At 62.4% G+C, this 26,603-nt stretch carries 29 protein-coding genes and 1 tRNA gene; 16 read left to right on the top strand and 14 right to left on the bottom strand.

Annotation, left to right across the window (positions count from 1 at the left end):
• Positions 1-40 precede the first annotated feature (40 nt).
• The 3 genes from PR017_RS08130 to gloA form a co-directional block, all read right to left on the bottom strand.
• Positions 41-115 (bottom strand) — tRNA-Glu (locus PR017_RS08130).
• Between the two features lie 190 nt (positions 116-305).
• Entirely contained in the window at positions 306-1,079 is a 774-nt protein-coding gene (locus PR017_RS08125) for a hypothetical protein (protein ID WP_111221775.1), read from the bottom strand.
• A gap of 300 nt (positions 1,080-1,379) precedes the next feature.
• Positions 1,380-1,820 (bottom strand): lactoylglutathione lyase, encoded by a 441-nt coding sequence (gene gloA, locus PR017_RS08120; protein WP_111221776.1) that lies wholly within the window; start codon positions 1,818-1,820, stop codon positions 1,380-1,382.
• A gap of 195 nt (positions 1,821-2,015) precedes the next feature.
• Between gloA and PR017_RS08115 the strand changes: the two genes are divergently transcribed.
• Both PR017_RS08115 and PR017_RS08110 read left to right on the top strand, forming a co-directional pair.
• The gene (locus PR017_RS08115) at positions 2,016-2,594 is read left to right on the top strand and encodes a cold-shock protein (protein WP_111221777.1); all 579 of its coding nucleotides are present in this window, start codon (positions 2,016-2,018) and stop codon (positions 2,592-2,594) included.
• On the top strand, positions 2,594-3,094 hold the full coding sequence (locus PR017_RS08110) for a DUF192 domain-containing protein (protein WP_111221778.1): 501 nt from the start codon (positions 2,594-2,596) through the stop codon (positions 3,092-3,094). The genes PR017_RS08115 and PR017_RS08110 overlap by 1 nt, the downstream gene beginning before the upstream one ends.
• Before the next feature lie 49 nt (positions 3,095-3,143).
• Here PR017_RS08110 and PR017_RS08105 read toward each other — a convergent pair whose 3' ends face one another.
• A complete protein-coding gene (locus tag PR017_RS08105) occupies positions 3,144-3,380 on the bottom strand; it encodes a hypothetical protein (protein ID WP_111221779.1) in 237 nt (78 codons plus the stop codon).
• A 60-nt stretch (positions 3,381-3,440) separates the two neighbouring features.
• Positions 3,441-4,694 (bottom strand): MFS transporter, encoded by a 1,254-nt coding sequence (locus tag PR017_RS08100; RefSeq protein WP_111221780.1) that lies wholly within the window; start codon positions 4,692-4,694, stop codon positions 3,441-3,443.
• Positions 4,695-4,982: 288 nt separating this feature from the next.
• Here PR017_RS08100 and PR017_RS08095 point away from each other — a divergent pair, with 288 nt between their 5' ends.
• On the top strand, positions 4,983-5,195 hold the full coding sequence (locus PR017_RS08095; RefSeq protein WP_111221781.1) for a hypothetical protein: 213 nt from the start codon (positions 4,983-4,985) through the stop codon (positions 5,193-5,195).
• 48 nt (positions 5,196-5,243) lie between these two features.
• On the opposite strand, the gene PR017_RS08090 is transcribed toward PR017_RS08095, so the two are convergent.
• From PR017_RS08090 to PR017_RS08080, 3 genes are all read right to left on the bottom strand, one after another.
• A complete protein-coding gene (locus PR017_RS08090) occupies positions 5,244-6,149 on the bottom strand; it encodes a S1C family serine protease (RefSeq protein WP_111221782.1) in 906 nt (301 codons plus the stop codon).
• 178 nt (positions 6,150-6,327) lie between these two features.
• Positions 6,328-6,711, bottom strand: coding sequence for a response regulator (locus PR017_RS08085; protein ID WP_111221783.1), 384 nt, complete (start codon positions 6,709-6,711; stop codon positions 6,328-6,330).
• Between the two features lie 3 nt (positions 6,712-6,714).
• Positions 6,715-8,739, bottom strand: coding sequence for a GAF domain-containing protein (locus PR017_RS08080; protein ID WP_111221784.1), 2,025 nt, complete (start codon positions 8,737-8,739; stop codon positions 6,715-6,717).
• A gap of 269 nt (positions 8,740-9,008) precedes the next feature.
• On the opposite strand from PR017_RS08080, the gene PR017_RS08075 reads away from it, so the two are divergent.
• From PR017_RS08075 to PR017_RS08055, 5 genes are all read left to right on the top strand, one after another.
• Positions 9,009-9,224 (top strand): hypothetical protein, encoded by a 216-nt coding sequence (locus tag PR017_RS08075; RefSeq protein ID WP_133255649.1) that lies wholly within the window; start codon positions 9,009-9,011, stop codon positions 9,222-9,224.
• A 340-nt stretch (positions 9,225-9,564) separates the two neighbouring features.
• Positions 9,565-10,830 carry an arsenic transporter gene (locus tag PR017_RS08070; RefSeq protein WP_425070021.1) on the top strand — a complete coding sequence of 422 codons (1,266 nt, stop codon included), beginning with the start codon at positions 9,565-9,567 and terminating at the stop codon, positions 10,828-10,830.
• A 140-nt stretch (positions 10,831-10,970) separates the two neighbouring features.
• Positions 10,971-12,605, top strand: a complete 1,635-nt coding sequence (locus PR017_RS08065) for a DUF1800 domain-containing protein (RefSeq protein WP_111221786.1) — start codon at positions 10,971-10,973, stop codon at positions 12,603-12,605.
• A gap of 10 nt (positions 12,606-12,615) precedes the next feature.
• The gene (locus tag PR017_RS08060; RefSeq protein ID WP_111221787.1) at positions 12,616-13,782 is read left to right on the top strand and encodes a DUF1501 domain-containing protein; all 1,167 of its coding nucleotides are present in this window, start codon (positions 12,616-12,618) and stop codon (positions 13,780-13,782) included.
• A gap of 169 nt (positions 13,783-13,951) precedes the next feature.
• A complete protein-coding gene (locus PR017_RS08055; RefSeq protein ID WP_111221788.1) occupies positions 13,952-15,124 on the top strand; it encodes an acyltransferase family protein in 1,173 nt (390 codons plus the stop codon).
• 12 nt (positions 15,125-15,136) lie between these two features.
• Here the strand turns inward: PR017_RS08055 and PR017_RS08050 are convergent, their stop codons facing one another.
• Positions 15,137-15,529, bottom strand: coding sequence for an acyl-CoA thioesterase (locus tag PR017_RS08050; protein WP_111221789.1), 393 nt, complete (start codon positions 15,527-15,529; stop codon positions 15,137-15,139).
• Positions 15,530-15,716: 187 nt separating this feature from the next.
• Here PR017_RS08050 and PR017_RS08045 point away from each other — a divergent pair, with 187 nt between their 5' ends.
• The 4 genes from PR017_RS08045 to PR017_RS08030 all read left to right on the top strand — a co-directional run bounded on the left by PR017_RS08045 (position 15,717) and on the right by PR017_RS08030 (position 19,669).
• Positions 15,717-16,952, top strand: coding sequence for an extensin-like domain-containing protein (locus PR017_RS08045; RefSeq protein WP_111221790.1), 1,236 nt, complete (start codon positions 15,717-15,719; stop codon positions 16,950-16,952).
• 161 nt (positions 16,953-17,113) lie between these two features.
• Positions 17,114-18,040, top strand: coding sequence for an ABC transporter ATP-binding protein (locus tag PR017_RS08040; RefSeq protein WP_111221791.1), 927 nt, complete (start codon positions 17,114-17,116; stop codon positions 18,038-18,040).
• Positions 18,037-18,798: an ABC transporter permease gene (locus PR017_RS08035; protein WP_111221792.1), complete on the top strand. Its 762-nt coding sequence runs from the start codon at positions 18,037-18,039 to the stop codon at positions 18,796-18,798. The genes PR017_RS08040 and PR017_RS08035 overlap by 4 nt, the downstream gene beginning before the upstream one ends.
• Before the next feature lie 91 nt (positions 18,799-18,889).
• Positions 18,890-19,669, top strand: a complete 780-nt coding sequence (locus PR017_RS08030; protein WP_111221793.1) for a glycerophosphodiester phosphodiesterase — start codon at positions 18,890-18,892, stop codon at positions 19,667-19,669.
• A 3-nt stretch (positions 19,670-19,672) separates the two neighbouring features.
• Here PR017_RS08030 and PR017_RS08025 read toward each other — a convergent pair whose 3' ends face one another.
• From PR017_RS08025 to PR017_RS08010, 4 genes are all read right to left on the bottom strand, one after another.
• A complete protein-coding gene (locus PR017_RS08025) occupies positions 19,673-20,161 on the bottom strand; it encodes a nuclear transport factor 2 family protein (protein WP_111221794.1) in 489 nt (162 codons plus the stop codon).
• Between the two features lie 191 nt (positions 20,162-20,352).
• On the bottom strand, positions 20,353-21,054 hold the full coding sequence (locus PR017_RS08020) for a retropepsin-like aspartic protease family protein (protein ID WP_111221795.1): 702 nt from the start codon (positions 21,052-21,054) through the stop codon (positions 20,353-20,355).
• Positions 21,051-21,236: a DUF1289 domain-containing protein gene (locus tag PR017_RS08015; protein ID WP_111221983.1), complete on the bottom strand. Its 186-nt coding sequence runs from the start codon at positions 21,234-21,236 to the stop codon at positions 21,051-21,053. Before PR017_RS08015 ends, PR017_RS08020 begins: the two co-directional genes overlap by 4 nt.
• A gap of 18 nt (positions 21,237-21,254) precedes the next feature.
• Positions 21,255-22,031 carry an adenosylcobinamide-GDP ribazoletransferase gene (locus PR017_RS08010; protein WP_111221796.1) on the bottom strand — a complete coding sequence of 259 codons (777 nt, stop codon included), beginning with the start codon at positions 22,029-22,031 and terminating at the stop codon, positions 21,255-21,257.
• A 143-nt stretch (positions 22,032-22,174) separates the two neighbouring features.
• Between PR017_RS08010 and cobT the strand changes: the two genes are divergently transcribed.
• Together cobT and PR017_RS08000 are read left to right on the top strand one after the other, a co-directional pair.
• Positions 22,175-23,203, top strand: a complete 1,029-nt coding sequence (gene cobT / locus PR017_RS08005; RefSeq protein ID WP_111221797.1) for a nicotinate-nucleotide--dimethylbenzimidazole phosphoribosyltransferase — start codon at positions 22,175-22,177, stop codon at positions 23,201-23,203.
• Between the two features lie 118 nt (positions 23,204-23,321).
• A complete protein-coding gene (locus tag PR017_RS08000; RefSeq protein WP_111221798.1) occupies positions 23,322-23,705 on the top strand; it encodes a diacylglycerol kinase in 384 nt (127 codons plus the stop codon).
• Here the strand turns inward: PR017_RS08000 and PR017_RS07995 are convergent, their stop codons facing one another.
• Entirely contained in the window at positions 23,706-25,232 is a 1,527-nt protein-coding gene (locus tag PR017_RS07995) for a sensor histidine kinase (protein ID WP_111221799.1), read from the bottom strand.
• Positions 25,233-25,351: 119 nt separating this feature from the next.
• Between PR017_RS07995 and PR017_RS07990 the strand changes: the two genes are divergently transcribed.
• A complete protein-coding gene (locus PR017_RS07990; protein WP_240539102.1) occupies positions 25,352-25,918 on the top strand; it encodes a thermonuclease family protein in 567 nt (188 codons plus the stop codon).
• Positions 25,915-26,562, top strand: a complete 648-nt coding sequence (locus PR017_RS07985; protein WP_111221984.1) for a uracil-DNA glycosylase family protein — start codon at positions 25,915-25,917, stop codon at positions 26,560-26,562. Before PR017_RS07990 ends, PR017_RS07985 begins: the two co-directional genes overlap by 4 nt.
• The last annotated feature ends 41 nt before the right edge of the window (positions 26,563-26,603 follow it).

Below are 26,603 nucleotides of genomic sequence, written 5' to 3'. Positions count from 1 at the left end.
AGCACGGCAAATAACGGTCGGCACTGAAAAGGAAAACAAGTGGTACGCCCTAGGGGAGTCGAACCCCTCTTTACAGAATGAAAATCTGTCGTCCTAACCGATAGACGAAGGGCGCATAACTTGTGGCGCCCTTATAGGGGGACGTTTCAGATCCTGCAAGACGGCAATCTGCTTTTTCCCGAAAAAAATCGAGGTCTATATCGTCGTTCCGGCACTAAGCGAATAACGGGCGGAAACAGCGGGTTGCAGGGGCTTTCGGATGTCGTTGCAGGTGTGCGGGGCGCAGGCTTTGACCGGGCAACACGCTACTTCAGCGAGGCTTCCATGCCCGGCGTCAATGTCACACCCGGTGGCAACGTGACGCCTTGCGGCAGGGTCAGGCCTGAGGAGGACGGCGGCATCATCGAGTTTGCGGGAGTGCTCTTGCCGCCCGATGCGAGATTGCGCGCCATCATCAGCGCTTCCTGGCTATCGAGATGCCTGCCCTTCGAACCGGGGGCTGGCAGGACGTGGGAAGGTGTTGCGTCTGCTGTCGGGCGGGTCGCGGAGGCAGATGCCATCCTCGGCGCACTCTGGGGCATCGCATTCGAGGACTGGCCGGATGGCGGCGTCATCATCGGCTGTTGCTGCTGAGGTTGCGGCTGCATCGCCGTTCCCGGTGGCATGGCGTAGACGTTGCGCAAAGCCGGTGCCGCATAGGCGGAGACCGGTGCCAGCGTGCCGTCTGGGTTGACGGCGATGGGTGGCGGGGCGGCGTATATGCTGGAGCGGTTGGCATTGACCGCCGTCGGCTGGGTGATCAGGCCGCCGATATTGGCGGGCTCGGTGGGCGCCTGTGATGCGGGCATCGGCGCGTTGGGAAACAGGCCGGTCGCTGATTGCTGGGCTATCGTCTGCTGGCCTGAGCCGGTGCGGACCTGCGGGTCGCGATAGGCGCCCGGTTTCTGGCCCTGTGCCTGCGCCTTGGCGTTCAGTTCCGCCGCCAGTTGTTCGCCCGGCGTCCGCATGACCACTTCCGGCGCGGGCTCTGCGGCGTCCGCGACCTGCTGTTCCTTGGCCTTCTTGGCCGAGGTCGTCATGCATCCCGACAACATCACGAGGCATGCGGTGGCCGTAGCCGCGCGGAGCAGGAACTGTCTGCTTGAAGTCGTCTGCACTGTGCCCAAAGGATCGGTCCCCCGCGTTGGCTCTCGAGAAGCACCGCTGTCCAGGAGGGACGACGCCGTGGATCCGCCGGCGGGAGAGAGACAAGGCCGCGACGAGTCGATGCGTGATGCTTCGATAGCCGGACCATGCTGGCGCCATTGCCCGTCGGCAAGGGCGAAGGTGGCTTGCAGGCCGTCATTCGACTTTCCTGCAAGCCTCGGGAAAGCCTGGGGCTACCAGACGCCGGTATTGGTCATCGAAGCCCAGGGCTCAGTGCTCGGCAGGTTGTCGCCCTTCTGGAGAATCTCGATGGAAATGCCGTCCGGCGAGCGTACGAAGGCCATGTGACCGTCGCGGGGCGGGCGGTTGATGATGACACCCGCATCCATCAGGGTCTGGCACGTCGCATAGATGTCGTCGACCTCATAGGCGAGGTGACCGAAGTTGCGGCCGCCGTCATAGTCCTCGGTGTCCCAGTTGTAGGTGAGTTCGAGGCAGGGCGACATATGCGTGCCGGCATGGTCGAGATCGTCGCGGGCTGCGAGAAACACCAGGGTGAAGCGCCCCTTCTCGTTCTCGTAGCGACGGATTTCCGTCATGCCGAACAGCGTCGTGTAAAAGTGCAGCGCGGCGTCGAGATCCTTCACCCGGACCATCGTGTGGAGATAACGCATTCTATTTCCTTTCTAATGTGAATGGGTCCAGTCTTATCTGTACCAACGCCAGCCCCAGGCAAGTGTAGCGGCTCAAATCAGCGTCAGGGAATAAACAAAACAGGACTTGCGCTTTTCCGTTACCAAGATGTTAATCTTGATTTCGAGAATCAGTTAACCGTAACAGCGTAACGTGTATCCAAGGGGCTGGCGAAGATGGGTGACAGAACTTCATCGACTGAAATTGCCGACTTTGAGGAGCTGGCGGGTGAAGCCGTCGATCTCATCGAGATCACCGGGCTGGTCAAGTGGTTCGACGTTGCCAAGGGCTTCGGTTTCATCATTCCGGACAATGGCATGCAGGACGTGCTGCTGCACGTAACGTGCCTGCGCCGCGACGGCTACCAGACGATCCTCGAGGGAACGCGGATCGTCGCGCTGATCCAGCGCCGCGAGCGCGGCTACCAGGCCTTCAAGATCCTTTCGATGGATCAGTCGACCGCGGTGCATCCTTCGCAGATGCCGGCAGCCCGCACGCATGTGCAGGTTACCGCCACCAGCGGTCTTGAGCGCGCGATTGTCAAATGGTTCAACCGCACCAAGGGTTTTGGCTTCCTGACGCGCGGCGAGGGTACGGAGGACATCTTCGTTCACATGGAAACATTGCGCCGTTTCGGCCTTACCGAGCTTCGTCCGGGGCAGGTGGTGCTGGTGCGCTTCGGACCGGGCGACAAGGGCATGATGGCGGCTGAAATCCATCCGGATACGCCAAGCCCGGTGGGCAGGTCGCACTGATGGCCGGGCGTCTCGCATCTCTCCTGAAAAGCGCCCCTCTGGCGCTTTTTTTGGCTGTCTCCAGCCATGCCGTGACGGCCGATGCCGCAGATGCGGTCAAGCAGGCGCCGCATTTCGCGAGCGAGACACTGACGATCACCAGCAAGATGGGAACAGTGCATACATTCATCGTCGAGGTCGCTGTCAGCGGTCCCCAGCGCGAATACGGCCTCATGTTCCGTCGCCAGATGGCTGCCGATCATGGCATGCTGTTCGATTTCGATACAGCGCAGCACGTGCAGATGTGGATGGAAAATACAGTCCTGCCGCTCGACATGCTGTTCGTCGACACGGCGGGTGGCGTGACGCATGTCGTCGAAAATGCCGTGCCCTATTCGCAGACGATCATCGATTCCGGCGGGCCGGTGAAATATGTCATCGAATTGAACGGCGGCATCGTGAAGAAGCTGGGCCTTGCCGTCGGCGACACGGTTTCGAGCCCGACGATCGGCAAGCGCTGAACGCCAAAGGTGCGCCGCGCGAGACGACGCGTCCTGACAATGCTCCAGATTACGGATTGAGTTCGGCGATGTCCCCGTGCTTTGCCAGCAGGCGCGGCGAGGTCATGTCGCCGGTCTCCTCGTCGACGGTGACCGCATAGGCGGCAACACCGACGAATCGCTCAGACATGGCAGCTGCGATCTTTTCCGCGCTGGCTGCGTTGGACGCCTGGCGCATTTCGCCGGGAGCCAGGCCATTGCGGACCTTTTTGTATGGAATGATGATGAATTTTTCCGCCGCCATGATGTATGCCCTTTAATTTGTTCTCAAAATGTTCTTGTTGGCCTGCGAAGTCAAGGGCGAGGGCTATGCGGTGGCGCCATCGTCTGCGCCCGGGCGGTCCCGTGTTTCCGGCGCGATGCTGTGACGGCCGTAGATGAAGATCGCGAGGGCAATCGCCGCAACGCCGCCATGCACCCAGTAGGCCAGGGGATAGCCGCCCTCTGATGTCAGCCAGCCGGCGACGACGTTGCTGAGAGAGGCGCCGATGCCCTGGACCGTCATGACGGCGGCAAGGCCGACATTGAAGCGCCCGCTACCCGACAGGATGCGCTCGGCTGCGATGGGCGTGGCGATGCCGATCAGCCCGGCGCCGATGCCGTCGAGCACCTGCACCGGGAAGATGACGCCGAATTCGTGGAAGCTGCCGGCAATGGCGCCGCGAATGGGGAGGGCACAGAGAGCAAGGATGAACACCGTGGCAAGGCCGAAGCGACGGATCAGAAACGGTGCGGCGAGCGCCATGACGATCATCGACAGCTGCGATACGCCCGTGGTGATGGCAGTGGTCCGGAATGGGGTGCCGAGCTGCAATGAGAAGTCCTGGGCAATCAGGCGGCTGATCGGCGCATTGCCGAAGTGGAAGACCAGCAATGTCACGGCCAGCAGCACTAGCCCCTTGGTGCCGATGAGAACGTTGTAGCCGGAGGGCTGGTCCTTGCCGTCGCCGTCTTCCGAGCCGAGGCCGCGGGCCACTCTGTTGTCGATCTTATCCGGGTCGATCGCCAGCACGGCAATGATCGTGGCAACGGCCGTGACGATCATCAGGACAATGATGCCTGTGAGGCCGAAGAACACCGAGGCCGCGTAGACGCCGGCGAGCGATACCACATTGCCGGCGTGGTTCCAGAATTCGTTGCGTGAGACCTGGCGTGAAAACGCTCTCTGGCCGACCAGGCCGAGCGTTAGCCCCATCAGCGCCGGGCCGACGACGGCGCCGACGATGGCTGTTGCCGACTGGCCGCCGAACACCGAGAAATCATCGGGACTGACAAGCGTCCAGACGGCGGCGGCATTGACCAGTACCACGGGGAGGATGATCAGCATCCGCTTGTGGCTGGACGCATCAACCCAGGCGCCGAATAGCGGCGTTGCTACCATGCCAAGTATACCGCCGAGCGTAGCGATGAAGCCCAGCGTCATCGGGCTCCAGCCGTTTGTCGCGAGGAACCCGTCGAGAAACGGACCGAGCCCATCGCGTGCATCCGCCAGGAAGAAGTTGAGAAACGCCAGCGCGACGAGCGAGCGGCCGGACAGGCCGGTTTTCGATGATGGCTGCATTCGCATCTCCGGATGGGCCGCGGCTGCACCAGCCGATGGCGTTGATTGCTCATGAGTTCCAGCGAATTATATATTTGCTGTGTCTTGTAAAGCGGCAACCAACACACCGTGCGAACAATCGTTCCCCGCAGTTTTCATTTTAGCGCTGGCCCTCGCCGCAGGGCCAGTGGGGCGACACAAATGTGAACCCAAAAATGGGCCCCAGATTGACACAGGGATAACTGATACACGCGGATATCAAATCACTCCGGACTTCACATCCGGTCCCATTCACGCCATGGTAGAATTATGGATAGTCAAATTTCGCCCAAGACCACAGAAGAAGATCACGAACTCGATGGCGATTGCGCGAGCGCGATGGAAATCGCTTTTGCGCGCCTCGTTGCCGAGGCGACCGCTGCAGGCTGGCGTGAGATGGAAGTTGCGGTCATACTTGCCGACATCGCCGACGACCACGTCCTGCGGCTTGCCAAAAAATCCAGGCGCGGAAAATTCAACTGAAGAAAAATGTCGGCAGCGGTCTTGTGATCGCTGCCGATTTTGATGTGCCTATTGCATTTGCGGCTTCTTCAGGAAGCTGCCGCGATCCGCGGATTTGACGCGCAGCCATGCTTCTCGGCCATCGCGCAGCACGCGCATCGGGATCTCGGCGCCAGCCGGTCCGCTCTTCCAGACCTGACGGTAGAAATCTGCGAGCCCATCGACTTCCGCATCGCGGATTTCCGAGATGATGTCGCCGGGACGCAGACCTGCTTCTGCCGCCGGGCCGCCTGCAGCCACATTCATCACCACGACCTCACCGTTGTTCTCGGCCGAAAACGCGCCCAACCATGGACGTGGCGGCTTGTCGATCTGACCTCGGTGCAGCAGGTCGTCGAGAATCGGTTCCAGGAGGTTGATCGGCACGACCATGTTGATATCGGCGACCTTGCCGCCCTGGCTCATCTGCAGGCGCAGCGAGCCGATGCCGAGCAGCTTGCCGTGTTCGTCGATCAGCGCCGCGCCGCCCCAGGATGGGTGGGCCGGCGAGATGAAGATCGCTTCGTCGAGAAGATATTCCCAGTAGCCGGCAAATTCCTGCTTGGCGACGATTTTCGACGACACCGCATTGCCGAGGCCATCCGCGAGCACGACGGCGTCGCCGAGCTGGGTTGCTGTCGCATCGCCGATCGGCAGCGCCGGCACGTCGAGAGGGCCGAGCGCCTGGACCAGCCCGAAGCCGGTCTCTTGATCGAAGGCGAGAGCATGTGCCGGGACGACCTTGCCATCCCTGCGCGTCAACCAGACCTCTTCAGCCTCCGTGATGAGATAGCCGATCGTCAGCACCAGGCCGTTGTCGCGAATGACGACGCCGCTGCCCTCGCGGATGGTTCCAAGCGTCGAGGCGGTGAAGGCATCCTCTGCGATGCTGGAACGCAGGGCGACAATGGATGGCAGGAGTTTTTCAATCGGCACTGGATTATCCTCACGGCGGTCTGATGGTCGGGAGAGCACGACGACGATGCCACGTCGGTCAGATCTCTTGCCTTAAGGTATGAAGGCGCAATGCCTGCTGCAAGAGCCCGTTGCTGGTTTGTGACACCACCCCGCTGCTGGGATGGCTCCAGTCCAGCTAACTTGCCCGTCGATGACGCTAGTAAGCGCGTGCCGCCAGCGCGTGCAGCGTAGCCGTAAGCTTGGTTGAGTCGTAAGGCTTGGAGAAGAAGATGCTGCGCTCCGGCATCACGACCTCTTCGGCGGTGGCATGGCCGGAGGTGATGATGATGTCGATCGGCGGCCAGCGGTCGCGGATCGCGGCAGCAAGAAACATACCATTCATGCTGCCCGGCATATCGATATCCGTAAAGACGATGCGGATGTCGGTTCTGGTTTCAAGGATGTGCACAGCCTCGTCCGCGTCGGTCGCTTCGACCACATCGAACCCGGCCCGCTCGACCAGATCTGCCGCCATCATCCGCAAAAGCGGTTCATCCTCGACGACGAGAACGATTTTCTTGGTCGGCAATGTCGATGCCATCTGTCAATTCGCCCTTTGGAGCTGTGAAAGCGCGGCGGTCATTTCGACCGAGTAGCCCAGGCTTGAATAACTCTGAGTAACGCCGCCTGTTCCCATAAAACCGCGTTTAATCAGCCTTGAGCCAAAACCAGTGCGTGTAGGCTCGGCTACCGGCGGGCCGCCACTCTCCGTCCAGCGCATCGTCAGAACGCGGTTGCCGTTGCTTTCGAGCACCTGCCACTCGACCGCGACACGCCCGTCCTCGTTCGAAAGGGCACCGTACTTCATGGCGTTGGTCATCAGCTCGTGGAACAGCAACGATACCGACAGGGCGCTGCGCGGACCGAAATTGATGGACGGCCCGTGGGCGTCGATGCGCTCGGTGACACCGAGGGTTTCGGCAGTCCGCTTGAGGACCGCGCCGATATCCGCCTCGTCACTGTCCTGTGTGAGCAGCGAATCGTGGGCGGAACTCAGCGCGTACAGCCGGCGCTCGAAATTGCGCACGTGCTCCTGCTCGATGATCGGCCGCAATGTCTGCGAGGCGATTGCCTGGACCATCGCAAAGGTGTTCTTCAGGCGATGGCCGATTTCCCGGTTCAGTACATCCTGGTCGGCTTCCGCCTGGAGCCTGGCGATGGCCAGATGCATGCGGTCGCCGAAGCTGCGCACGAAGTCGATTTCCTGCTGCGTCCACTCATGCGGTCTGTCGTGGTGGACGAAGACCGCGAGCTTGAATTGCCCGTGGTCGAAGACCGGGAGGTTGACGAGGACGTGGATGCCGATAGCGAGCAGCGCCTCTGCCCTGTGGCGAGTGCGCGGGTCGGTCGCGACGTCGGTGATGATGACCGTCTGGCCGGCCTTCAGCTCATCGACGAAATCACCGTAGTCGCGGAAGTGGTGAAGGCCAGCGATGCTTGCGACGCCGGGCGCACGCCATTCCGGCTGTATCATCAGGGTTTCGGCGTCAACATCGACGAGCCCGAAACCGGCACGGCTGGCGTCCAGCGCCTTGGCCATCAGGTCGGAGGCTGCCAGTGCCATGGACTCGATATCGTCGAGTTCGCGCAGGCGGTCGCCGAGATCGAGCAGAGCCTGGACGCGTGCCGCATCCCGCTTTAGCGACGTGACGTCCTGAACCATGCCGAACATGGTGATCGGCTTGCCATCGGCGTCGTACTGGTATTTGGCGTGGCGGGAGATCCAACGCGTGCCATGGTTTGCCGTCTGGATCCGGTATTCGACTTCTACCGGGGCTTCGCCATTCCTGCGGGTGGCTTCGTTCGACTGTATATGGCGATCTTCCGGCACGACCATGGACTCGAACAGCGCGGTCGGATGGGTGTCGGCCGGGGGGACGTCGAAGATGCGGCAAAATTCGTCGGAGGCGCGCAACTGGCTTGCGGCAATATCGATTTCAAAGGTGCCGATGCGTCCGGCCTGCTGGGCGGCGACGTTCTTGTTGGCGCTGTTGCGGATGCTGGCGGCGAGACGTTTCTGCCGCTGGAAGAGTTCGTCCTTGCGGTGGGATACGCGCCGCGTTTCCATGAAGGCCACCACCTGTCGCGCCAGCGCCCGCAGGAGGTTCTGTTGGTTTTCGTCCAGCCCTTCCGGGCGTGGCATCGTATCGATGACGCAAAGCGTGCCGATCACCGCGCCACCGGGAACGATGAGCGGTGCTCCCGCATAAAAGCGGATGAACGGCGATTGGGTGACGAGCGTATTGTGGCGGGTGCGGGGATCGACGGTGAGGTCGGGAATGATCAGCAGTTCGGGCGACGTCAGCGCGTGGGCGCACACCGACTGGTCGATCGGCGTCTCGCCGGGCTGAAAACCGATGCGTGCCTTGAACCATTGCCTGTCGGCCTCGACGAGGCTGATGAGCGATACCGGGGTGTTGCAGACGGTGGAGGCGATATAGACGATATCGTCGAATTCCGGCTCCGGCGCGGTATCCAGGATGTCGTAGGCCTCGAGCGCTTCCAGACGGCGAAGATGGTCCAGGTCGATCGCATCGAACGGCGTACGGATGGGTGTGTCATCGCTCATCGTCAGCTCAGTTCCAGTTCAACGCAAACGACAGTCTCCATGCCGCAGAGTATAAAAGATGGCAACGGGATTGCCAGCCGGTTCTTGTCCATGAATGATTATCCGCGGCGCCATCGATTGACCTTGGAGGCCGCTTAGTGTTGATTGCGCTTATATAGTAAGGTCTGTCCGTTACCGCACGGAACGGCAGACGAGTCAATTGGATAGCGGCCGGGGTGATGATTTTCATGCCCCGGTTTGGCTGTGAGCAGAACGCGGAGACCGACCCCATGACCGACGCGCCGACAAAAAGACCAACCGCAATCACAAAGATCGACGCGACCAACGAGGCGGCCTACACGCTGATCGACGCACGCGACAGCGCCCGCGAAGCCAAGACCACCCGACTGCGCGCCCTTCGCCTTGCCAAGGAAGAAGAGGACGCCAAGGCTGCAGCCGCAGCGGCGCCCAAGAAAAAGCCGGCAAAGAAAAAAGCTGCGGAGTAATCGCCTTATCCAGGGCCAGGCCCTTTTGTTTGATCGCGGGTGAAAGCCTTTGGCGCCGATCAGCCGTGTGGTCGACCAAGCGGCCGTACGTTCATTGCGGATGAGCTGTGGGCAACCAACTCTTGGACCCAGCCGGCACCTCCCACATACCTGAGTGAATCCGGTGTCCGGCAGTCTTCATCCCGATGCCGAGGTGATCCGCTGAGGGCGCGCAACGTAGAGGGTCGGCGTTGCCGGGTTCGCTGTCCGGCCCAATGCTGACTATGACATTCAGCACAATGATTGATCGTGAAACCAGGAGGCAAGACATGCAGGCAGCTCTGAGGACGGGCCCGAGCCTATGATGAGCCATGCCGTTCCCTTGACTTGGGGCATCGCCGCCCTGACAGCACTTGGCGTCATCACGCGACCGTTTCGCTGGCCTGAAGCCGTATGGGCCGTGGCTGGCGCCGTGCTGCTGGTTGCCCTGGGGCTGCTGACGCTGCCTGAAGCATGGCAGGGCGTCGGCAAGGGGCTGGACGTCTACCTTTTCCTCGTCGGCATGATGCTGCTCTCCGAGCTCGCCCGTCGCGAGGGGCTGTTCGACTGGCTGGCCGCGATCGCCACCAGTCGCGCGAAGGGTTCGCCGGTCCGGCTGTTCGCGCTGATCTATATCGTCGGCACCGTCGTCACCGTGTTCCTGTCCAACGATGCGACGGCCGTGGTGCTGACGCCGGCCGTCTATGCTGCGACCAAGGCCGCCAAGGTCAAGGAGCCGCTGCCCTACCTGTTTATCTGCGCGTTCATCGCCAACGCCGCGAGCTTCGTGCTGCCGATCTCCAATCCTGCCAATCTGGTGATTTTCGGGGGCGGTCACATGCCGCCGCTCGGGCGCTGGCTTGCGACCTTCGCGCTGCCGTCGATCGCTGCCGTCGTCTCCACATACGTGCTACTCTATTGGACGCAGCGCCGCGTGTTGTTGCAGGACAGCGTTGCCAGCGACGTCGAGGCGCCGCATCTGACGCCGACGGCAAAGCTTGCCGGTGCCGGCCTCGTCGTCACCGCGCTGATCCTGATCGGCGCCTCTGCATTCGGCCTCGACCTCGGGCTGCCGACTTTCGTTTGCGGTCTCGTGACGGCAGCGCTGATCGTGGTCGTCGGCCGGGAAAGCCCGATGGAGACCTTGCGCGCGATGTCGTGGAGCGTGTTGCCGCTGGTGGGTGGGCTTTTCGTTGTCGTCCAGGCGCTGGAGAAGACCGGGCTGACCAAGATGCTGGCCGACCAGCTTTCGGCCGGTGCTGCCTCGGCACCGGGACAGACGGCGGCGGTTGCCGGCGTTGCCGTCGCCTTCCTCGCCAATCTCGTCAACAACCTGCCGGCAGGTCTTGTGGCGGGCGGTGCGGTCCAGGCGGCGCATGCCTCCGATACCATATCAGGCGCAATCCTGATCGGCATCGATCTCGGCCCCAACCTGTCGGTGACCGGCTCGCTGGCGACCATCCTGTGGCTAACGGCACTCCGGCGCGAAGGGCTGCAGGTCGGTGCCTTTGCATTCCTGAAACTCGGCGTCGTGGTGATGGTGCCGGCGCTGCTTCTGTCGCTGCTCGCCTTGATTGCCCTGCATTAACATCCAGACTGGTTCGTCCACGTCCGGTTACATCTTGTCCATGTCTGGAAAAAGCCGCATTTTCCGAACATTCCGGACGCAATTGGCTGTCAGCCTGTCACTCGTTCTTGATCCCCGAACGAACGATAGCGGTGGCAGGCATGAGCATTTCTTTCCAGACGATGGCAGCGTTGCGGTTTGGTACCGGTCTCCGGCCGGGCGAAACGCCACCTGCCGACAAGCAAGCCCTTCTTGCGCAGATCAGGGACGGTATAGCCAGCCCGCCGCTGTTTCCCGTCGGCGGGTTCGATGCCCGCCGCAAGGCGGTGGCCGGCGTTGCCGACCAGCTGCAGGCGATCCGCAAGGGTAACGATCCCGATGAAACAAAACGGGCGCGGGAGAACGCCGTCTATCGCCGCCTCGATGCCATCTATCAGCGCGACGCCGACGCGCGCATCGCTCAGGCGGTGTTCTCGCCGAATGGCTTTTACGAGCGACTGGCGAGCTTCTGGGTCAACCATTTTTCCGTCAGCGTCCAGAAGAGCCAGCAGATGCGGTTGATCGTGCCTCTCTTTGAGGCAGAGGCGATCCGTCCGAATATCGGTGCCCCGTTTCCCGTCCTTTTGAAAGCGGTGACGCGCCATCCGGCGATGCTGATCTATCTCGATCAGTCGCAATCGCTGGGACCAAACTCGCCTGCCGGCCTGAAACAGAAAAAGGGCCTTAACGAAAATCTCGCGCGTGAACTGATCGAACTGCACACGCTCGGTGCGGGTAGCGGCTACACCCAGGCAGACGTGCGCTCGGCCGCCATGGTATTGACCGGTATCGCGCTCGACCGGCAGGCGGTGTCGGTGGATTTCAAGCCGGGCATGTCGGAGCCCGGCAGCCATGACGTGCTGGGCGTGACCTACGGCGACAAGGTCCGTCGCGAGGGCGACTATCTGGCCATGCTCGATGATCTCGCGCTTCATCCGAAGACCGCCCAGCATATCTGTCGCAAGCTGGTCGCGCATTTTATCGCCGACCAGCCGCCGCAAGCGATGATCGACGTGATGGTCGATTGCTGGAAGAACACCAAGGGCGACCTGACCGCCGTCTATGCCACCATGCTCGACCATCCCGATGCCTGGAGCGGCGAGGGCGCCAAGGCGCGTGCGCCGTTCGATTTCGTCGTCGCCGGCCTGCGCGCCCTCAATATGCCGCGTAATCCAGTGGCCGTCAGCCCGCCGCCGCAAAGCCTCGAAGTCGCCGATGCAACGCCACCGGCAGCAGCCGCCGCGACGATGTCGCCGGCGGGCACCCCGGCCATGGCGCCTGTGGCAGCCAAGGCAGGCGCGCCGGTCGCTACAACCGGTGCGGCGACCATGGCCAATGCCATGAGCGGCGGCACCACGGGCGCACAGATGTCACCGCCCGGCGATATGGCGGCCGATGACGAGGTGCAGCGGCGCAAGCAGGAGCAGGCGGCCTTCGACGCGACCCTCTATGTGCCGCGCGGCCTCGGGCTCTATGCCCTTCGCCGCATGGGGGAGCCGGTGTGGGAGCCGCCGAGCCCTGCAGGCTTTCCCGACAGTTTCGATGCCTGGATCAATGCCAGCGCCCTGTCCGAGCGGCTGGCCTGGTCCCGCCGTGCCGCCGGTCGGTATGGCAAGCAGGACGATCCGCGCGAATTCCTCAAGGCGACGCTCGCCGATGCGGCGCGAGACGACACCATCCGTGTCGTTTCGCAGGCACCCAACCGGATGACGGGGCTGACACTGGTGCTCGCCTCGCCCGACTTCAACCGACGCTAGGAGCAGGATCATGGCCCTTTCCCGCCGCAGCTTTCTCGCCTCCGCCTGCTGCCTCGCCGCAGCGCCCGTGTTCACGCCGATAAGCTTTGCCGCGATGCCGGGCGACAACCGGTTTGTCACCATCGTCCTGCGCGGTGCCATGGATGGTCTTGATCTTGTCCAGCCCTATGGCGAGCCTGCCTTTGCGGGACTGCGACCGGATATCGCCATCAGGCCGGACCAGGGCCTTCTCGACCTCGACGGGTTTTTCGGGCTTCACCCCGCAGCCGCCGGGCTGATGCCGATGTGGAAGGCGAGGGAACTGGCGTTCGTCCACGCCGTCTCGACCCCGTACCGCAATGCGCGCAGTCATTTCGATGGCCAGGACATGCTGGAATCGGGCGGCGACCATGTGGCGGAGGAAAAGACCGGCTGGCTGAACCGGGCGCTCGCAGTGATACCGCGCTCGACGGCGCGCAAGGCGATCGACATCAATACCTCGACGGAACTCATTCTCTCCGGGCCGAACGTCGCAGATGTTTGGGCATCGGATTCGACGCTCGGGACGGGGGGCGACGAGGTGCAGTTCCTGAAGCGCCTCTATGCCAACGACCCGGCCTTCGCCAAGGCCATGGAGGAGGCGACGCGGGCAGACCAGTCGGCCGAGATGGGCATGCCGCCCGGCGCCAAGCGGGGCGAACAGATCGCCGATATCGCCGGGCTGGCGGCCAAGATGCTGCGCGGCGACTATCGGATCGCCAGCTTCTCGATCAACGGCTGGGACACGCATGTCCAGCAGGCAGGCCAGTTCAAGAAGGCGGCCGGAGACCTGACACAAGCGATCGTGACGCTGAAAGATACGATGGGGCCGGACGTCTGGAAAACGACGGTGGTGCTGGCGATGACCGAATTCGGCCGCACCGTCCGCCAGAACGGCTCCGGGGGAACGGACCACGGCACCGGGGGCTGCTGCCTGCTTGCCGGGGGCGCGATCGAAGGCGGCAAGGTGCTCGGCAAATGGCCGGGCATCGGCGACCAGCAACTGCTCGACGACCGGGACCTGATGCCGACGGCCGACGTCCGCGAGGTTGCTGCCGCCATGCTCTACAAGCAGTTCGACGTGCCGCCCGGCGACCTGAACGCCAAGATCTTTCACGGGCTGGATTTCGGCAAGGGCTCGCAGTTCCTGAGGGTGTGAGTTTGCCTCCGACTGCACGGCTCGGAGGCCGTGTTGCTGCCGCCCGGACGCCGTCCGGGACGGTACCTGTTACGATTTAATTAACTTCTCATGCTTACCTTGGATTGTGAATTGCCGGGTGCCTGGACGCACGCAGTTGTGTCAATCTTTTTGGCGCTTGGGGGCCGGCATGGGGCGGGATGGGCAGGCAGAGCGCCGGCACGACATCGACGTGATCCGCGTCGTGCTTTTCGCGCTCCTGATGGTCTATCATACCGCACTTATCTTCGGGACGAGGTCTTGGCTGCTGCAGGCCAGCAGTCCGAACCGGGCCTTCGATCTGCTGCTGCTTGCCTTGCATCCGTGGCGCCTCGGCCTGCTGTTTCTCGTGTCCGGGATTTCGACAGCAGCGCTCGCCAAGCGGCTGGCGCCTGCCGATATCCGAAAAAAGCGCTCGCTCCAGCTCATTCCGCCCTTGCTGCTCGGCATCTTCGTGCTGGTGCCGCCGCAGCTCTACCTCGCGCTCAAGGCTGTGTCGGCGACCGACCTTCCGTATCTGGATTTCTGGGAGATCTATCTCCGGTTTGGCACCATCACGGCCCAGGATGGCAAGGCGGTCTCGCTGGTCAGCCTGCAGCACCTCTGGTTCATAGGCTATCTCTGGCTCTACACGGTCGTCCTGACCCTGGGCCTGGCATTTCTGCGCGGCTGGCTTTCGCCTTTCACAGCAGGTCTCAAGCACCTGCTACAGGGCCGTGGCCTGCTTGTCTGGCCAATCCTATATCTCGCGGTTCTGCGTCTTGTCCTCTTTCCGATCTTCGGCGAGACGATGGAGGTCGGCTCGGACTGGTACGCCCACATCCTCTATTTTTCGCTTTTCACATTTGGCTATGTCATTGCCGAGGACGAGAAATTCTGGGCGACCGCCGTCGGCTACCGCAGGCACGCGGCGCTTGTCGCCGTCGTTTCGCTGGCGATCCTGGCATGCCTGCTGGTTGTCTATCCGCCGGGGGCCCGCAGTCTCGGTGTCACCGTGCTGCACCGCGTCGGGCGGTCGATGTTCCAGTGGTCGGCGATGGTCGCGATACTCGGCTACGGTCGCGCCCTGATCACTGGGCCGCATCCGGTGATCACCTACCTGAACAGGTCGGTGCTGACCTGCTACGTGCTGCACCAGACGGTGTTGATCGCCTTTGCCTATTGGTGGATGCGAAATTTCGGGCTCGACACCGGTTCGTTCTTTTTGATCGTGGTGGCGACCATTGCCTGTTGCCTTGCGCTTTACGAGGTCCAGCGTCAACTAACCCGGCTGTTGAAGGCCAGGTCCACCCCTGTTTTTCCGACGCAGTTGCCCCTGGCCTGATGTTGCCGGCCGTCATTCCTCCGCCGGCGGAACGGCTTTCGGCTTTCCGTCGTCGGCGAGTGCCACCATGATGAATGTGCCTTCGGTTACTTTTTCCATCTTCTGATAGCGCGACCGTTGTGCCCAGGCCTCGATCAGCAGGGTGATGGAGGTTGTTCCGACGCGGGTGATGTGGGTGTAGATGCTCAGCGTATCGCCGATCTTCACCGGCAGCTGGAAGGCCATTTCCTTGACGGCGGCGGTGACGACGCGGCCCTTGGCGCGCTCTGCGGCGCGGATGCCGCTTGCCAAATCCATCTGCGCCATGACCCAGCCGCCGAAGATGTCGCCGGCCGGATTGGCGTCGGCGGGCATTGCCAGGGTGCGCAGCGTCAGTTCGCCCAGCGGCTTGGCAGTGTCGTTCATGTCGGCTTCTCCTGTCGGGCCTGATATATGATGCACCGTAAGGCAAACGCCGCCGTTTGCAAAAGGGCCGGGGGCGAGTTTTCCCTCCCATTTCGCCGGCTTTCAGGTCGCTAAGCTTTCATTCACCAATTTTGCCTAAATTTGTAAACGATTGCCGATCGATTGCGGCGTCGGAAGTGGTGTGTGTATGGCGTATTTTCCCTTTCTGCGGCGGGCAGTGCTGCCCGTTTTGCTGTCGTCGACACTGATTGCCTGTTCTGCCGACAGCCTCGTGCCGCCGTCGGGCATCGACAACAAGACACGTGTCGGTTCGATCCAGCCGCGCCGCTCCGTGCCGACGAATGCACCGAGCCAATACACCTACCAGAGCACGACGACGCCGGTTAGCTCGGCCTCCGTCGATTACCTCGACACGCCAAACCTTGCCGATGTCGGCCATGTCAGCGGCAGGCAGTCTGCGGTCCAGTCGCCGGATGCGATGGTGGCGCCGCAATCCACTGGCTTGGCATCGCAGCGTTCCGTCCAGAATTCCTCGCCGGTCCCGGCGGAAGGTATCAACATGGACGCCGAACTCGGTGTCGGTGGCACCTCGCAACGGGTCGTCGGGCTGGCCGAGGAGGAAGAGCAGAACATCGCCGAGGGCCAGTCCGAGGAGCCGGTCGTCAGCGGCATCGGCACGGACAATCCCGTCCAGGCGAACCGGCCTGTGCTGCGCACCAGCGCCCAGGGCCAGATCTCGCAATCGACCGCGCCGCGGCTGCAGGGGCAGCAGGTGGCGATGTTGCCGCGCGTGGAAAATCCGATGACCACCACGGAGCCGCAGTACGAGGCGCCGCAAGCGCCACCGCCGATGTCGGCCGGCATGCCCAATTCCGAATTGCAGTGCCGTCAGCAGCTGCGCCAGATGGGCGTCGTCTTCCAGGACAAGCCGGCTATCTCGCAAGGACCGGCCTGCCAGGTTCCCTATCCGGTGTCGCTGCGCGGCCTCTCCGGCAACATCGCCGTCCGGCCTGCGGTGACGTTGAACTGCCAGGTGACGCTGGCCTTTGCCAAATGGGTGAAGAACGAACTGGCTCCCTCGGCGCGGCTTCGCTATCTTTCGGGGATCGGCACCATCATCCCGCTCGGCGGTTATTCCTGCCGGCGGATGAACAACAGCGCGCAACGCTACAACCCGATGTCGGAGCATGCGCACGGGAACGCCATCGATGTCGGCAAATTCGTGCTGAAGAACGGCCACGCCATCGATATCCGGAAAAAAGGGCTGTTCTCCTTCCGTGAAGGCGCGCTGCTGAAGGCGGTGCGCACCGACAGCTGCAACTATTTCGACACCGTCATGGGCCCGGGCAGCAATCCGGAGCACTGGAACCATTTCCACTTCGACCTTCGCGAAAGGAAGGGCGGCCGGCGGTACTGCAACTGAGGGTACGCGGCTCGAATGGCAGCGACTGGCAACTCAGCCCTGTAACGGGTCATCTCTGCTGCCGAATAGATTGTTCGCCGGGGGCGCTCTGGCAAAACTCCGGTTCGAGGTTATATAGCGGGCTGTTGCCGCAAAAATAATCAAAGAGCCCCATCTCGCCCATGCCCCCGATCGTCTCCATCCGCAATCTCACCAAAGTCTATGACAACGGATTTCAAGCACTGAAGGGGATCGATCTCGATATCCAGAAGGGCGAGATCCTGGCATTGCTCGGACCGAACGGCGCCGGCAAGACGACGATGATTTCCATCGTCTGCGGCATTGCCAACCCAAGCGGCGGGACGGTCCTCGTCGACGGCCACGATGTCGTCAAGGATTTTCGCGCGACGCGGTCGCTGATCGGACTTGTGCCGCAGGAACTGACGACCGACCAGTTCGAGACCGTCTTCAACACGGTCAGCTTTTCGCGCGGGCTCTACGGCAAGAAGGCCAACCCCGGCCATATCGAAAAGGTGCTGCGCGACCTGTCGCTGTGGGACAAGCGCGACAACATGCTGCGGGAGCTCTCCGGCGGCATGAAGCGACGGGTACTGATCGCCAAGGCGCTGAGCCACGAGCCGCAGATCCTGTTTCTCGACGAGCCCACCGCCGGCGTCGACGTGACGCTGCGCAAGGACATGTGGCATGTAGTCGAAAAGCTCCGCCAGACGGGCGTCACCATCATCCTGACCACTCACTACATCGAGGAAGCCGAGGAGATCGCCGATCGCGTCGGCGTCATCAATGGCGGCAAGCTGCTGCTCGTCGAGGACAAGACGGCGCTGATGGCCAAGCTCGGCCGCAAGCAGCTCATCCTCGACCTCAGCACGCCGCTGGCCGTCCTTCCGGCCAGCCTGGAAGGCCGCGGCCTGACACTCGGGGAGGGTGGCTTGTCGCTGATCCACGAGCTCGATGCCGAGCACGGGCACGGCAACATCGCCGCGCTGCTGACCGACCTTGCCGCTGCCGGCATTGCCTTCAAGGACCTCTCGACGCGGCAAAGCTCGCTCGAGGATATTTTCGTCCAGCTCGTCGGAGACGATCAATGAATTTCGAGGCCGTCAAAGCCATCTACATGTTCGAAATGGCCCGCACGCGTCGCACGCTGCTGCAAAGCGTGGTGTCGCCGGTCATCTCGACGTCGCTCTACTTCATCGTCTTCGGGGCGGCCGTCGGCTCGCGCATCCAGGAGGTCGAGGGCATCTCCTATGGCGCCTTCATCACGCCCGGCCTGATCATGCTGACGCTGCTCAGCCAGTGCATCACCAACGGCTCGTTCGGCATCTACTTCCCGAAATTCGTCGGCACCATCTACGAGGTGCTGTCGGCGCCGGTGGCGATGACCGAGATCGTGCTCGGCTACGTCGGGGCGGCGGCCACCAAGGGAATGCTGATCGGCGCTATCATCCTGCTGACGGCCAATTTCTTCGTGCACGTCACCATCCAGCATCCGTTGATGATGGTGCTGTTCTTCGTGCTGACGGCGGTGACGTTCAGCCTCTTCGGCTTCATCATCGGGATCTGGGCGAAGAATTTCGAACAACTCAACCTCATTCCGATGCTGGTCGTGCCACCACTGACCTTTCTCGGAGGCAGCTTCTATTCGATCGGCATGCTGCCGCCCTTCTGGCAGGCGGTCAGCCACTTCAATCCAGTGCTCTACCTCGTCAGCGGTTTCCGCTGGAGTTTCTACGGGATCGCCGACGTCAATCCGCTGGTCAGCCTCGGCATGGTACTGTTCTTCCTGGCGATCTGTCTGGCCACCGTCTACTGGATCTTCCGAACAGGCTACCGGCTGCGCAACTAGGCCCTTCTATCGCCCACGCGCCCTCCGTCGCAAAGCCGATACAAAAGCCGTCTAAAGCGGCCGGGCAACGGCATGGCGCGTGGAAAACATAATGGCATTCGTATCCTGGCTCGAAACGGCGCGCGACAAGGCGCTGATCATTGCCCATCGCGGCGGCGCGGCCCTCGGCCCTGAAAATTCGGCGCTGGCGTTTTCTCTTGCCGGCGAGGCCGGTGCCGATGCTGTGGAAACGGATGTCCGCGTCAGTGCCGACGGCATGCTCGTCTGCCTGCACGATGCCGACATGCAGCGGATCGCCGGTGATCCCCGGGAGGTCTCCGCGCTCGATCTCAAGACGCTGAAAGACCTCGTCCCGGACCTTCTCACTCTCGAAGCGGCGATTGCCGCATCTGCACCGCTCGGCATCCTGCTCGACGTCAAATTGACGGATGGCACGCACTTGGTCGAGATCATTCGCACCGTCGAGGCGACAGGTGCATCCCGGCGCGCCATCCTCGGGCTGCGCAACATGGGTCTGATTGCCGAGGTCCGCAGCATTGGCTGCGAGATGGCGATCCTCGGACTGTTGCCCGATGCCGATTCGTCCGAGGAAGCCGCTGACCTCGGAGCGGACTGGTTTCGCCTGTGGCAGGGCGAGGCCAGCCCCGACCGCATCGCCACGGCCCGCAAAGCAGGCCTGCAGGTCGCCATCATGGTCGGCCAACCGCGCAACGTGCCGTTACCCGAATATCCGCAATTCGCGGTCGGACTGGTGGATGCGGAGGGGCTGGAGAAACTGCGCAAGCTGGCCCCGGATGCGATCATGCTCGACGATCCGCGGTTGCTGTGGACCAATCAGCGTGGATCGCCCATTCATGCGATATCCCCTTGATCCTCAGGGTTTCAATGCCGAATCCCAATGTTCATCCGCTTTGCCATCCTTAAAACGCCAGCTGTCAAACCAGGTGGTGGTATAGGTCTTTGTCGGATCTTTGGCATCCTTGACCTCGCGCGGATAGGCGACGGTGACAATATCACCTTCGGCCACCACGGAGACAATCTTGGTGCTCATCTTTTCAGGAACAGGACTTGGCTTCTTGTTGAGGACCTTTGTGAAATAATCAATCACACCCTGACGCCCTGACGCAGCATTGGGATTGTGCTGAATATACCGCGCGGTCAAATACTGATCAGCGCGATCCCATTGATTGGCCTCGAGCAGTTCCTTGATGATCTTGTAGGTCACTTGTTTGTTGTGGTTCAGCGCTGGATCTTTGCTGGTAAACAGCTGATCGGGACCGGCAACACCCACAACGGCCTCTTGCGCAAATGCGCCAGAACCAAGCGTGAGAGCAAGAACAAAGGCGGCGACGGGCAGCTTCATAACATTTCTCCTAAGTGTCGACAGGGGGTGGCCCGCGCACCTTAAAACATACAGAGGAAGGCACAAGGCGGTAGAAAATCCACCAATAGGCACAAAAAGCAAACCATCAATTTTCGGGAATCACTGCTGCAATTTCCGCCAGAATTTCATCTCGATGCTCATCCAGCCGTGGCGACTTAGTGGCGGAGCAGTCAGTCCCGAAGCCGCAGTTCGTCCGTCTGCATCTGCATAGAGCCGAGGGTTTCGAGGAAGCTCATGCCGAGCAGGCTCTGGTCCAGCTTTCCGTCCTCGGAGACGGCGGCGGCAACGTCGTGGCGGGCGATGGGGCCGATGCCGACCGATTTGAGCGTCACGGGTGCCGCACGGCCGCGCCCGTTGGCGGTCATGATGGTCATCGAGTAGTTCATGGTCTTCGGGTCGAGGCCGATGCGCCTTGCGTCGGCCTGGTTGAGGGCCAGCAGGCTGGCGCCGGTATCGACGAGCATGTTGATGCGGTGGCCATCGATCATCACGTCTGCCGAGAAGTGGCCGTTCAGGAGCTTGTGCAGGATGACTTCCTGACCGCCTTCGCTGGTGGTGACGACGAAGGCGCGGCCGGGGATCAGGCCGGCCATCAGCCGGTTTCCGGCATCCAGCGCGTCGTAGCGGTAGAGATAGGCGGTGGCCAGCGCCAGAAGGATGACCAGCCAGATGAACAGGTTGCGAAGGGTCTCGCTGACTGTGCGCCGGCTGGCCCAGATGCCGGCCGCCAGCATCAGGCTGATCGGCAGGAGGTAGACGATCCGGCCGAAATCGTCGTTGTCGATGCCGAAGGTAGTGCCGCTGTCATGGTTGAAAACCAAAAGTGCCAGTCCGATGGCAAGGATGCCGAGGAAGACGGTGACACGGTTCATTCGGCAGCGTCCTGGCGGGGCACGAGATCCGCCAGCCGGTCCGGCAATTGCGTCATGATTTCATGGCGCCCGGCATCGTCGTAGGTCGACCAACCGCCGATTTCCGCAAGGGTGCGGCCGCAGCCGACGCACAAGCCGCTGTCGGCGTCGATGTTGCAGATGAGAACGCAGGGTGTTTGCATGGGCCTCATATCGGGGTTTCAGACGGCCATGGCAAGGGCGCAGAGAATGGCGATCTCGCAAATCTGCTGCGTTGCGCCGATGGTGTCGCCGGTGTGGCCGGAAAGCCTGCGCCGGACATAGGCGGTGAATGCCAGGGTGGCGACGACGCCAAGGCCTATGACGTCGAGGAGGGCTATCGTCGTCAGGCTCTGCCAGAGGAGCAGCGCGCCGAGCAGCAAGCCGCTTATGACCGCTACGAGGGTAGCCTCGCGGTCCGGCTGGCCGGCGGCGGCAGCGACGCCATCTGGCCTTGCGACCGGAAGCCGGTGCCAATGCCAGACCAGCGCGGCGCGGCTGAGGGCGGCGGTGGCGGGCAGCGTCAGGGCTGCTGCGAGAGGAAATAGGCCGCGTGCGATGGCTGCAAGGGCTGCGGCACGCAGGGCGAAGGAGAGGATCAGCGCCACGGCGCCATAAGTGCCGATGCGGCTGTCCTTCATGATGGCGAGCGCCCGCGTCGCATCGCGTCCGCCGCCGAGCCCGTCGGCTGTGTCGCTGAGGCCATCTTCGTGGAGCGCGCCCGTCAGCAGCGTCTGCAGGCCGAGCGCCAGAAGCGATGCCAGCAGCGGATCGACATCGCCGGCTGCGAGCACGCCGAACAGCAGGGCTGCGGGGAGCGCAATCAGCGCGCCGGCAACGGGGAAGGCGCGGGCGACTTGCCCGAGATTGCCGTCATGGCCATGGAAGACGGCATTCGGCATGCGAATGCGGCTCAGAAAGCCGATCGCGCGGGCAATATCGGCGGCGTAGGCGGTGATGGCTTGCAGCCTGGCGATGGTGGTCGGTCCTTGTGAAGGCGGGGGCCGCGACGCTTTTGCAGTTGTTCGCGCCGGCTTCCGTGATTAAGAGAGTGGCCAGCAAAAAAAGCCGATTTGCGACCAAAAGACAAGGAACCAAAACGATGAGCGTCAGCGGCCTTCCCTTCGACGATTTCCGTGCGCTGCTGCGCGATCTGCCGGGTCCCGACCAGCGGGCGCTTGTCGATGCGCGCGAGCGCGATGCGCAGTTGACCAAGCCGCGCGGCTCTCTCGGCCGGCTCGAGGAAATCGCCTTCTGGCTGGCAGCCTGGAGCGGCCGCAAACCCTCCGTCACACGGCCGCTGGTGGCGATCTTTGCCGGCAATCACGGCGTCACGCGCCAGGGAATCACGCCATTTCCGCCTAAGGTCACGCAACAGATGGTCGAGAATTTCGCGGCCGGCGGCGCGGCGATCAATCAGATCTGCGTCGCCTACGACCTTGGCCTGAAGGTTTTCGACCTGGCGCTGGAATATCCGACCGGCGATATCACCGAGGAGGCGGCGCTGTCCGAGCGCGACTGTGCGGCGACCATGGCTTTCGGCATGGAAGCCATCGCCGGCGGCACGGATCTTCTCTGCATCGGCGAAATGGGGATCGGCAACACGACCATCGCGGCGGCAATCAACTACGCACTCTACGGCGGCACCGCTGCCGACTGGGTGGGGCCCGGCACGGGGTCTGAGGGTGAGATGCTGCAGCGCAAGACCGCAGCCGTCGAAAAGGCTGTGGCGCTGCACCGCGACCATTTGTCCGATCCGCTGGAAATCCTGCGTCGCCTCGGCGGTCGCGAGATCGCGGCGATGGCGGGCGCCATCCTGGCCGCGCGCGTCGAGCGCATTCCCGTCATCCTCGACGGCTATGTAGCGACGGCGGCGGGCGCGATCCTCAAGGCTGCCAATCCCGCTGCCCTCGACCACTGCCTGATCGGCCATGTCTCCGGCGAGCCGGGCCATATGAGGGCAATCGAGAAGCTCGGCAAGACACCGCTTCTGGCGCTCGGCATGCGGCTCGGCGAGGGCACCGGCGCAGCCCTTGCCGCCGGCATCGTCAAGGCCGCCGCCGCCTGCCACTCCGGCATGGCGACATTTGCAGCGGCCGGCGTCAGCGACGGAAACAGCCACACCCACTGACCGGCAGCTTTGAGCGGTGGCATCGACTGATGGGATCGGCGGGCTGTGGCATCTTGAATTGCAGTTGCGTGTTCTGTATGCGCAACGCTTCTGAACGCGATGGCCGGAGAACGCGCACTTGTCGAAATCAGCAGTGACCAAGGAGACCGGCGTTCGACACTTCTTCGCCGCCGCCGGCTATTCCTGGGGAGGTTTTCGCCGCCTGCTGAAGGAAGCGGCCTTCCGCCAGGAACTGCTGTTCTTCGTCGTGGCGCAAATCATTCTCGTTGCGACCGGCACGCGGCTTTCGGATATCCTGGTCTCGATCTTCCTGTTTCTCGGACTGTTCGCGGCCGAAGCGCTGAATACGGCGGTCGAAGAGGTCATCGACCGCATCTCGCCGGAACTTTCAAACGTCGGCAAACACGCAAAGGATCTAGGCTCCTTCGCCGTCTTCTGCATGCTCGTCGCCTGCGGCCTGCATCTCGCCTTCACAGTGTTCAGCCACTACTGGCTGGGATAGTCAGGCGAAGCTGCGGCGCTTTTTGTCGATAGAGGGAGTTTCTTCGGCGGGGAGGGTCTGGAGGACGCGCTTGGCGGGCAGGATGGCGATGACTTCGGTGCCTTCGCGCAGTTTCGATTTCAGAATGAACTGACCGTCGTGCTTGGCGAGAATGGCCTGGACGATGGGAAGGCCGAGGCCGGTGCCCTGTTCGGCGCTCTTGATGGCGATGGAGCCCTGGCCAAAAGCCGAAAGCACGATCGGAATCTCTTCTTCGGGAATGCCCGGGCCATTGTCCTTGATCGAGACATACTGGCCGCCGCTCAATGTCCAGCCGACCTTGACCACTACTTCGCCGCCCTGTGGCGTGAACTTCACGGCATTCGACAGCAGGTTCAGGATCACCTGGCGAAGAGACTTTTCATCTGCCCAGACGGACGGCAGCGAGCCCTCGAACTGCTGCGAGATCGAGATGTTCTTGCCGCGGGCCCGCAGTTGCACCATGCCGATGCAATCCTCGGCGACGTCGAGCAGCGAGATTGCCTCTTCGCTCAGGTCGTACTTGCCGGCCTCGATGCGCGACAGGTCGAGGATTTCGTTGATAAGGTTGAGCAGATGCTGGCCGGAGCGGTGGATGTCGTCGGTGTATTCCTTGTAGGTCGGGTTGTTGAGCGGCCCCATGACCTCGGCCGACATGACCTCGGAAAACCCGAGGATGGCGTTCAGCGGCGTGCGCAATTCGTGCGACATCGAGGCGAGGAAGCGCGACTTGGCAAGGTTTGCCTCCTCGGCGCGGCGCCTTGCCTCATCAGACATGGATTTGGCGACTTCGAGTTCCGCGATCAGGTCGTCCTTCTCTGACTGGAAGAAGAGGATCCTGACATTAAACTGGAACATCCGGTCGCCGATGAAGACAAAAAACAGAACGGCGGCGGCAAAGGTGGAGGCAAGGCTGATATCGAGCAGGTCCCGCGTCAGCGTGGCCCTCAGGGCAAGCGCTATCGTTGTTGGTGCAAAGGCATAGAGGACGCTGCGTGGCAGCAGGAAATTGGACATTGCCATGACGCAGAGCGCAACCAGCAGCGTGGCGCCCTTGTAGAGCAGAAAGCCGTCGCCATCGCAGGTGTCACAGCCCTTCATGGCGAAGGCAGCCCAGCAGCAGCCGACCAGTACCTGCCCCGTCAGAAGCACCCGCCGCCACTTCCTGGCAGTCTCGACGGTCAGTTGCTTGCGGCTGGCGCGCTGGCCGAGCACGAGGTTTATGGCATGGGCGCTTAGCGTCAGCAGCGCCCAGGCGAGAAAGCCGATGTCGTGGGTTAGGTAAAGGCCGAGCGCCGAGACGACGATGACGAACAGCGGAACGAGCGTGGCGCCCTGCAGCATGTTGCCGATATACATGGAGAGCAATTCGCGGTCGAAACTGCCGATATGGCCGGATTGCAGGCGCTCGCGCGTTTCGCGCACGGCTTTGGACACCGCCTTGTTGCGATGGCTTCGCGACCGATCGACAATGATCTTGTCCGAGGAGATGCTGGCGCCGGTACTCATGTGCACATACTTGCTCTGAAGATGGCCAAAGCGTATGCCGGAATCCTTAAGAAGATGCTGCCATGCAAGGTTTTGTTTGCCATCTTCGCAAACGAGTTGTTTTTCAAGGAGGCCGAAAGGTGGCGAAGCCCCGTGGTCTGTGGGGCGACAGCCTCATGGCATTTGCGTTTCTGGGCTTGCTGTGCCTCCTCGCATTCAAGTTGAACCTTCAGGCGGAAACGATTGCAAAAGGTAATTTTTCAGTCGTCGACGGCGATAGCCTGAAGCGCGAGGGCGGGCGGTTTCGGCTGGTCGGAATCGATGCGCCGGAATTGCGGCAGCAATGCAAACGCGCTTCCGGCTTCTGGGATTGCGGTCAGGTGGCACGCGACGCGCTTGCGAGCATGCTGTCCGGCAGCCCGGTCGAGTGCCGGGGCCGGCAACGGGACCGCTACGACCGGCTTCTGGTCACCTGCAGCGTCGGCGGGCTCGACGTCAATGGCGAGATGGTTCGGCGCGGCATGGCTGTCGCCTATGGCGCCTACGAGGCTGAGGAGGCAGAGGCGCGGGGTGCCAAGGCGGGGCTGTGGGCGGGCAGTTTCGAGCGACCGCGGGATTATCGGCGCGATGGCGGTGCAGCGCAGCCGAGCCGCGATCCGCTGGCCGATATCGGCGACTATGTTCGCGACCTCATGGGATGGCGATGACGGATTTCGGGTCAGGAAGGGAAGAGCGGCTCGAGGGCCTGCGTACATCGATCGCCGGATGTCGCATCTGTCGCGATAGTCCGGCGCGAGGCATGGAACATCGTTTGCCGCACGAGCCGCGCCCGGTAGTGGTGGTCTCGTCGAATGCGCGCGTCCTGATCGCCGGACAGGCGCCGGGACTGCGGGTGCACCAAAGTGGCCTGCCGTTCGACGATGCATCCGGCGACCGGCTGCGACAATGGCTGGGGGTGGACCGGGCGGCTTTCTACGATCGCGATCGCTTTGCGATTGTCCCCATGGGCTTTTGCTTTCCCGGCTACGACGCTGCCGGCAGCGACTTGGCGCCCCGGCGTGAATGCGCGCCGGCGTGGCGCCGGACCGTGCTGGATGCCATGCCGCAGATCGAGCTGGTGCTGGCAATCGGCCAGTATGCGCAGGCCTTTCATCTCGGACCTTCGAGGATGGGGTCGATGACGGAGACGGTATCTGCATGGAAGCGTTATGTTTTGACGAACGAGGGGCCTGCCGTGATGCCGCTTCCGCATCCAAGCTGGCGCAACAGCGGCTGGCTGAAGCGCCATCCCTGGTTCGAGAGCGATTTGCTGCCGGTGTTGCAAAATCGGGTGAAAACCCTCGCTTTCTGAAATCATGTTCTTTTCTTCCGCCGGAATCGCGGTATAGACAG

This window comes from Rhizobium tumorigenes, assembly GCF_003240565.2.
In the GTDB taxonomy this organism is placed as follows: domain Bacteria; phylum Pseudomonadota; class Alphaproteobacteria; order Rhizobiales; family Rhizobiaceae; genus Rhizobium; species Rhizobium tumorigenes.
This window is presented reverse-complemented; position numbering and strand designations above follow the sequence as displayed.

Coding starts and splice junctions, on each gene's coding strand:
- PR017_RS08125 (WP_111221775.1), bottom strand. CDS start 1,079: ATGACGACCTCGGCCAAGAAGGCCAAGGAACAGCAGGTCGCGGACGCC.
- gloA (WP_111221776.1), bottom strand. CDS start 1,820: ATGCGTTATCTCCACACGATGGTCCGGGTGAAGGATCTCGACGCCGCG.
- PR017_RS08115 (WP_111221777.1), top strand. CDS start 2,016: ATGGGTGACAGAACTTCATCGACTGAAATTGCCGACTTTGAGGAGCTG.
- PR017_RS08110 (WP_111221778.1), top strand. CDS start 2,594: ATGGCCGGGCGTCTCGCATCTCTCCTGAAAAGCGCCCCTCTGGCGCTT.
- PR017_RS08100 (WP_111221780.1), bottom strand. CDS start 4,694: ATGCAGCCATCATCGAAAACCGGCCTGTCCGGCCGCTCGCTCGTCGCG.
- PR017_RS08095 (WP_111221781.1), top strand. CDS start 4,983: ATGGATAGTCAAATTTCGCCCAAGACCACAGAAGAAGATCACGAACTC.
- PR017_RS08085 (WP_111221783.1), bottom strand. CDS start 6,711: ATGGCATCGACATTGCCGACCAAGAAAATCGTTCTCGTCGTCGAGGAT.
- PR017_RS08080 (WP_111221784.1), bottom strand. CDS start 8,739: ATGAGCGATGACACACCCATCCGTACGCCGTTCGATGCGATCGACCTG.
- PR017_RS08075 (WP_133255649.1), top strand. CDS start 9,009: ATGACCGACGCGCCGACAAAAAGACCAACCGCAATCACAAAGATCGAC.
- PR017_RS08070 (WP_425070021.1), top strand. CDS start 9,565: ATGATGAGCCATGCCGTTCCCTTGACTTGGGGCATCGCCGCCCTGACA.
- PR017_RS08065 (WP_111221786.1), top strand. CDS start 10,971: ATGAGCATTTCTTTCCAGACGATGGCAGCGTTGCGGTTTGGTACCGGT.
- PR017_RS08060 (WP_111221787.1), top strand. CDS start 12,616: ATGGCCCTTTCCCGCCGCAGCTTTCTCGCCTCCGCCTGCTGCCTCGCC.
- PR017_RS08055 (WP_111221788.1), top strand. CDS start 13,952: ATGGGGCGGGATGGGCAGGCAGAGCGCCGGCACGACATCGACGTGATC.
- PR017_RS08050 (WP_111221789.1), bottom strand. CDS start 15,529: ATGAACGACACTGCCAAGCCGCTGGGCGAACTGACGCTGCGCACCCTG.
- PR017_RS08045 (WP_111221790.1), top strand. CDS start 15,717: ATGGCGTATTTTCCCTTTCTGCGGCGGGCAGTGCTGCCCGTTTTGCTG.
- PR017_RS08040 (WP_111221791.1), top strand. CDS start 17,114: ATGCCCCCGATCGTCTCCATCCGCAATCTCACCAAAGTCTATGACAAC.
- PR017_RS08035 (WP_111221792.1), top strand. CDS start 18,037: ATGAATTTCGAGGCCGTCAAAGCCATCTACATGTTCGAAATGGCCCGC.
- PR017_RS08030 (WP_111221793.1), top strand. CDS start 18,890: ATGGCATTCGTATCCTGGCTCGAAACGGCGCGCGACAAGGCGCTGATC.
- PR017_RS08025 (WP_111221794.1), bottom strand. CDS start 20,161: ATGAAGCTGCCCGTCGCCGCCTTTGTTCTTGCTCTCACGCTTGGTTCT.
- PR017_RS08020 (WP_111221795.1), bottom strand. CDS start 21,054: ATGAACCGTGTCACCGTCTTCCTCGGCATCCTTGCCATCGGACTGGCA.
- PR017_RS08015 (WP_111221983.1), bottom strand. CDS start 21,236: ATGCAAACACCCTGCGTTCTCATCTGCAACATCGACGCCGACAGCGGC.
- cobT (WP_111221797.1), top strand. CDS start 22,175: ATGAGCGTCAGCGGCCTTCCCTTCGACGATTTCCGTGCGCTGCTGCGC.
- PR017_RS07995 (WP_111221799.1), bottom strand. CDS start 25,232: ATGAGTACCGGCGCCAGCATCTCCTCGGACAAGATCATTGTCGATCGG.
- PR017_RS07985 (WP_111221984.1), top strand. CDS start 25,915: ATGACGGATTTCGGGTCAGGAAGGGAAGAGCGGCTCGAGGGCCTGCGT.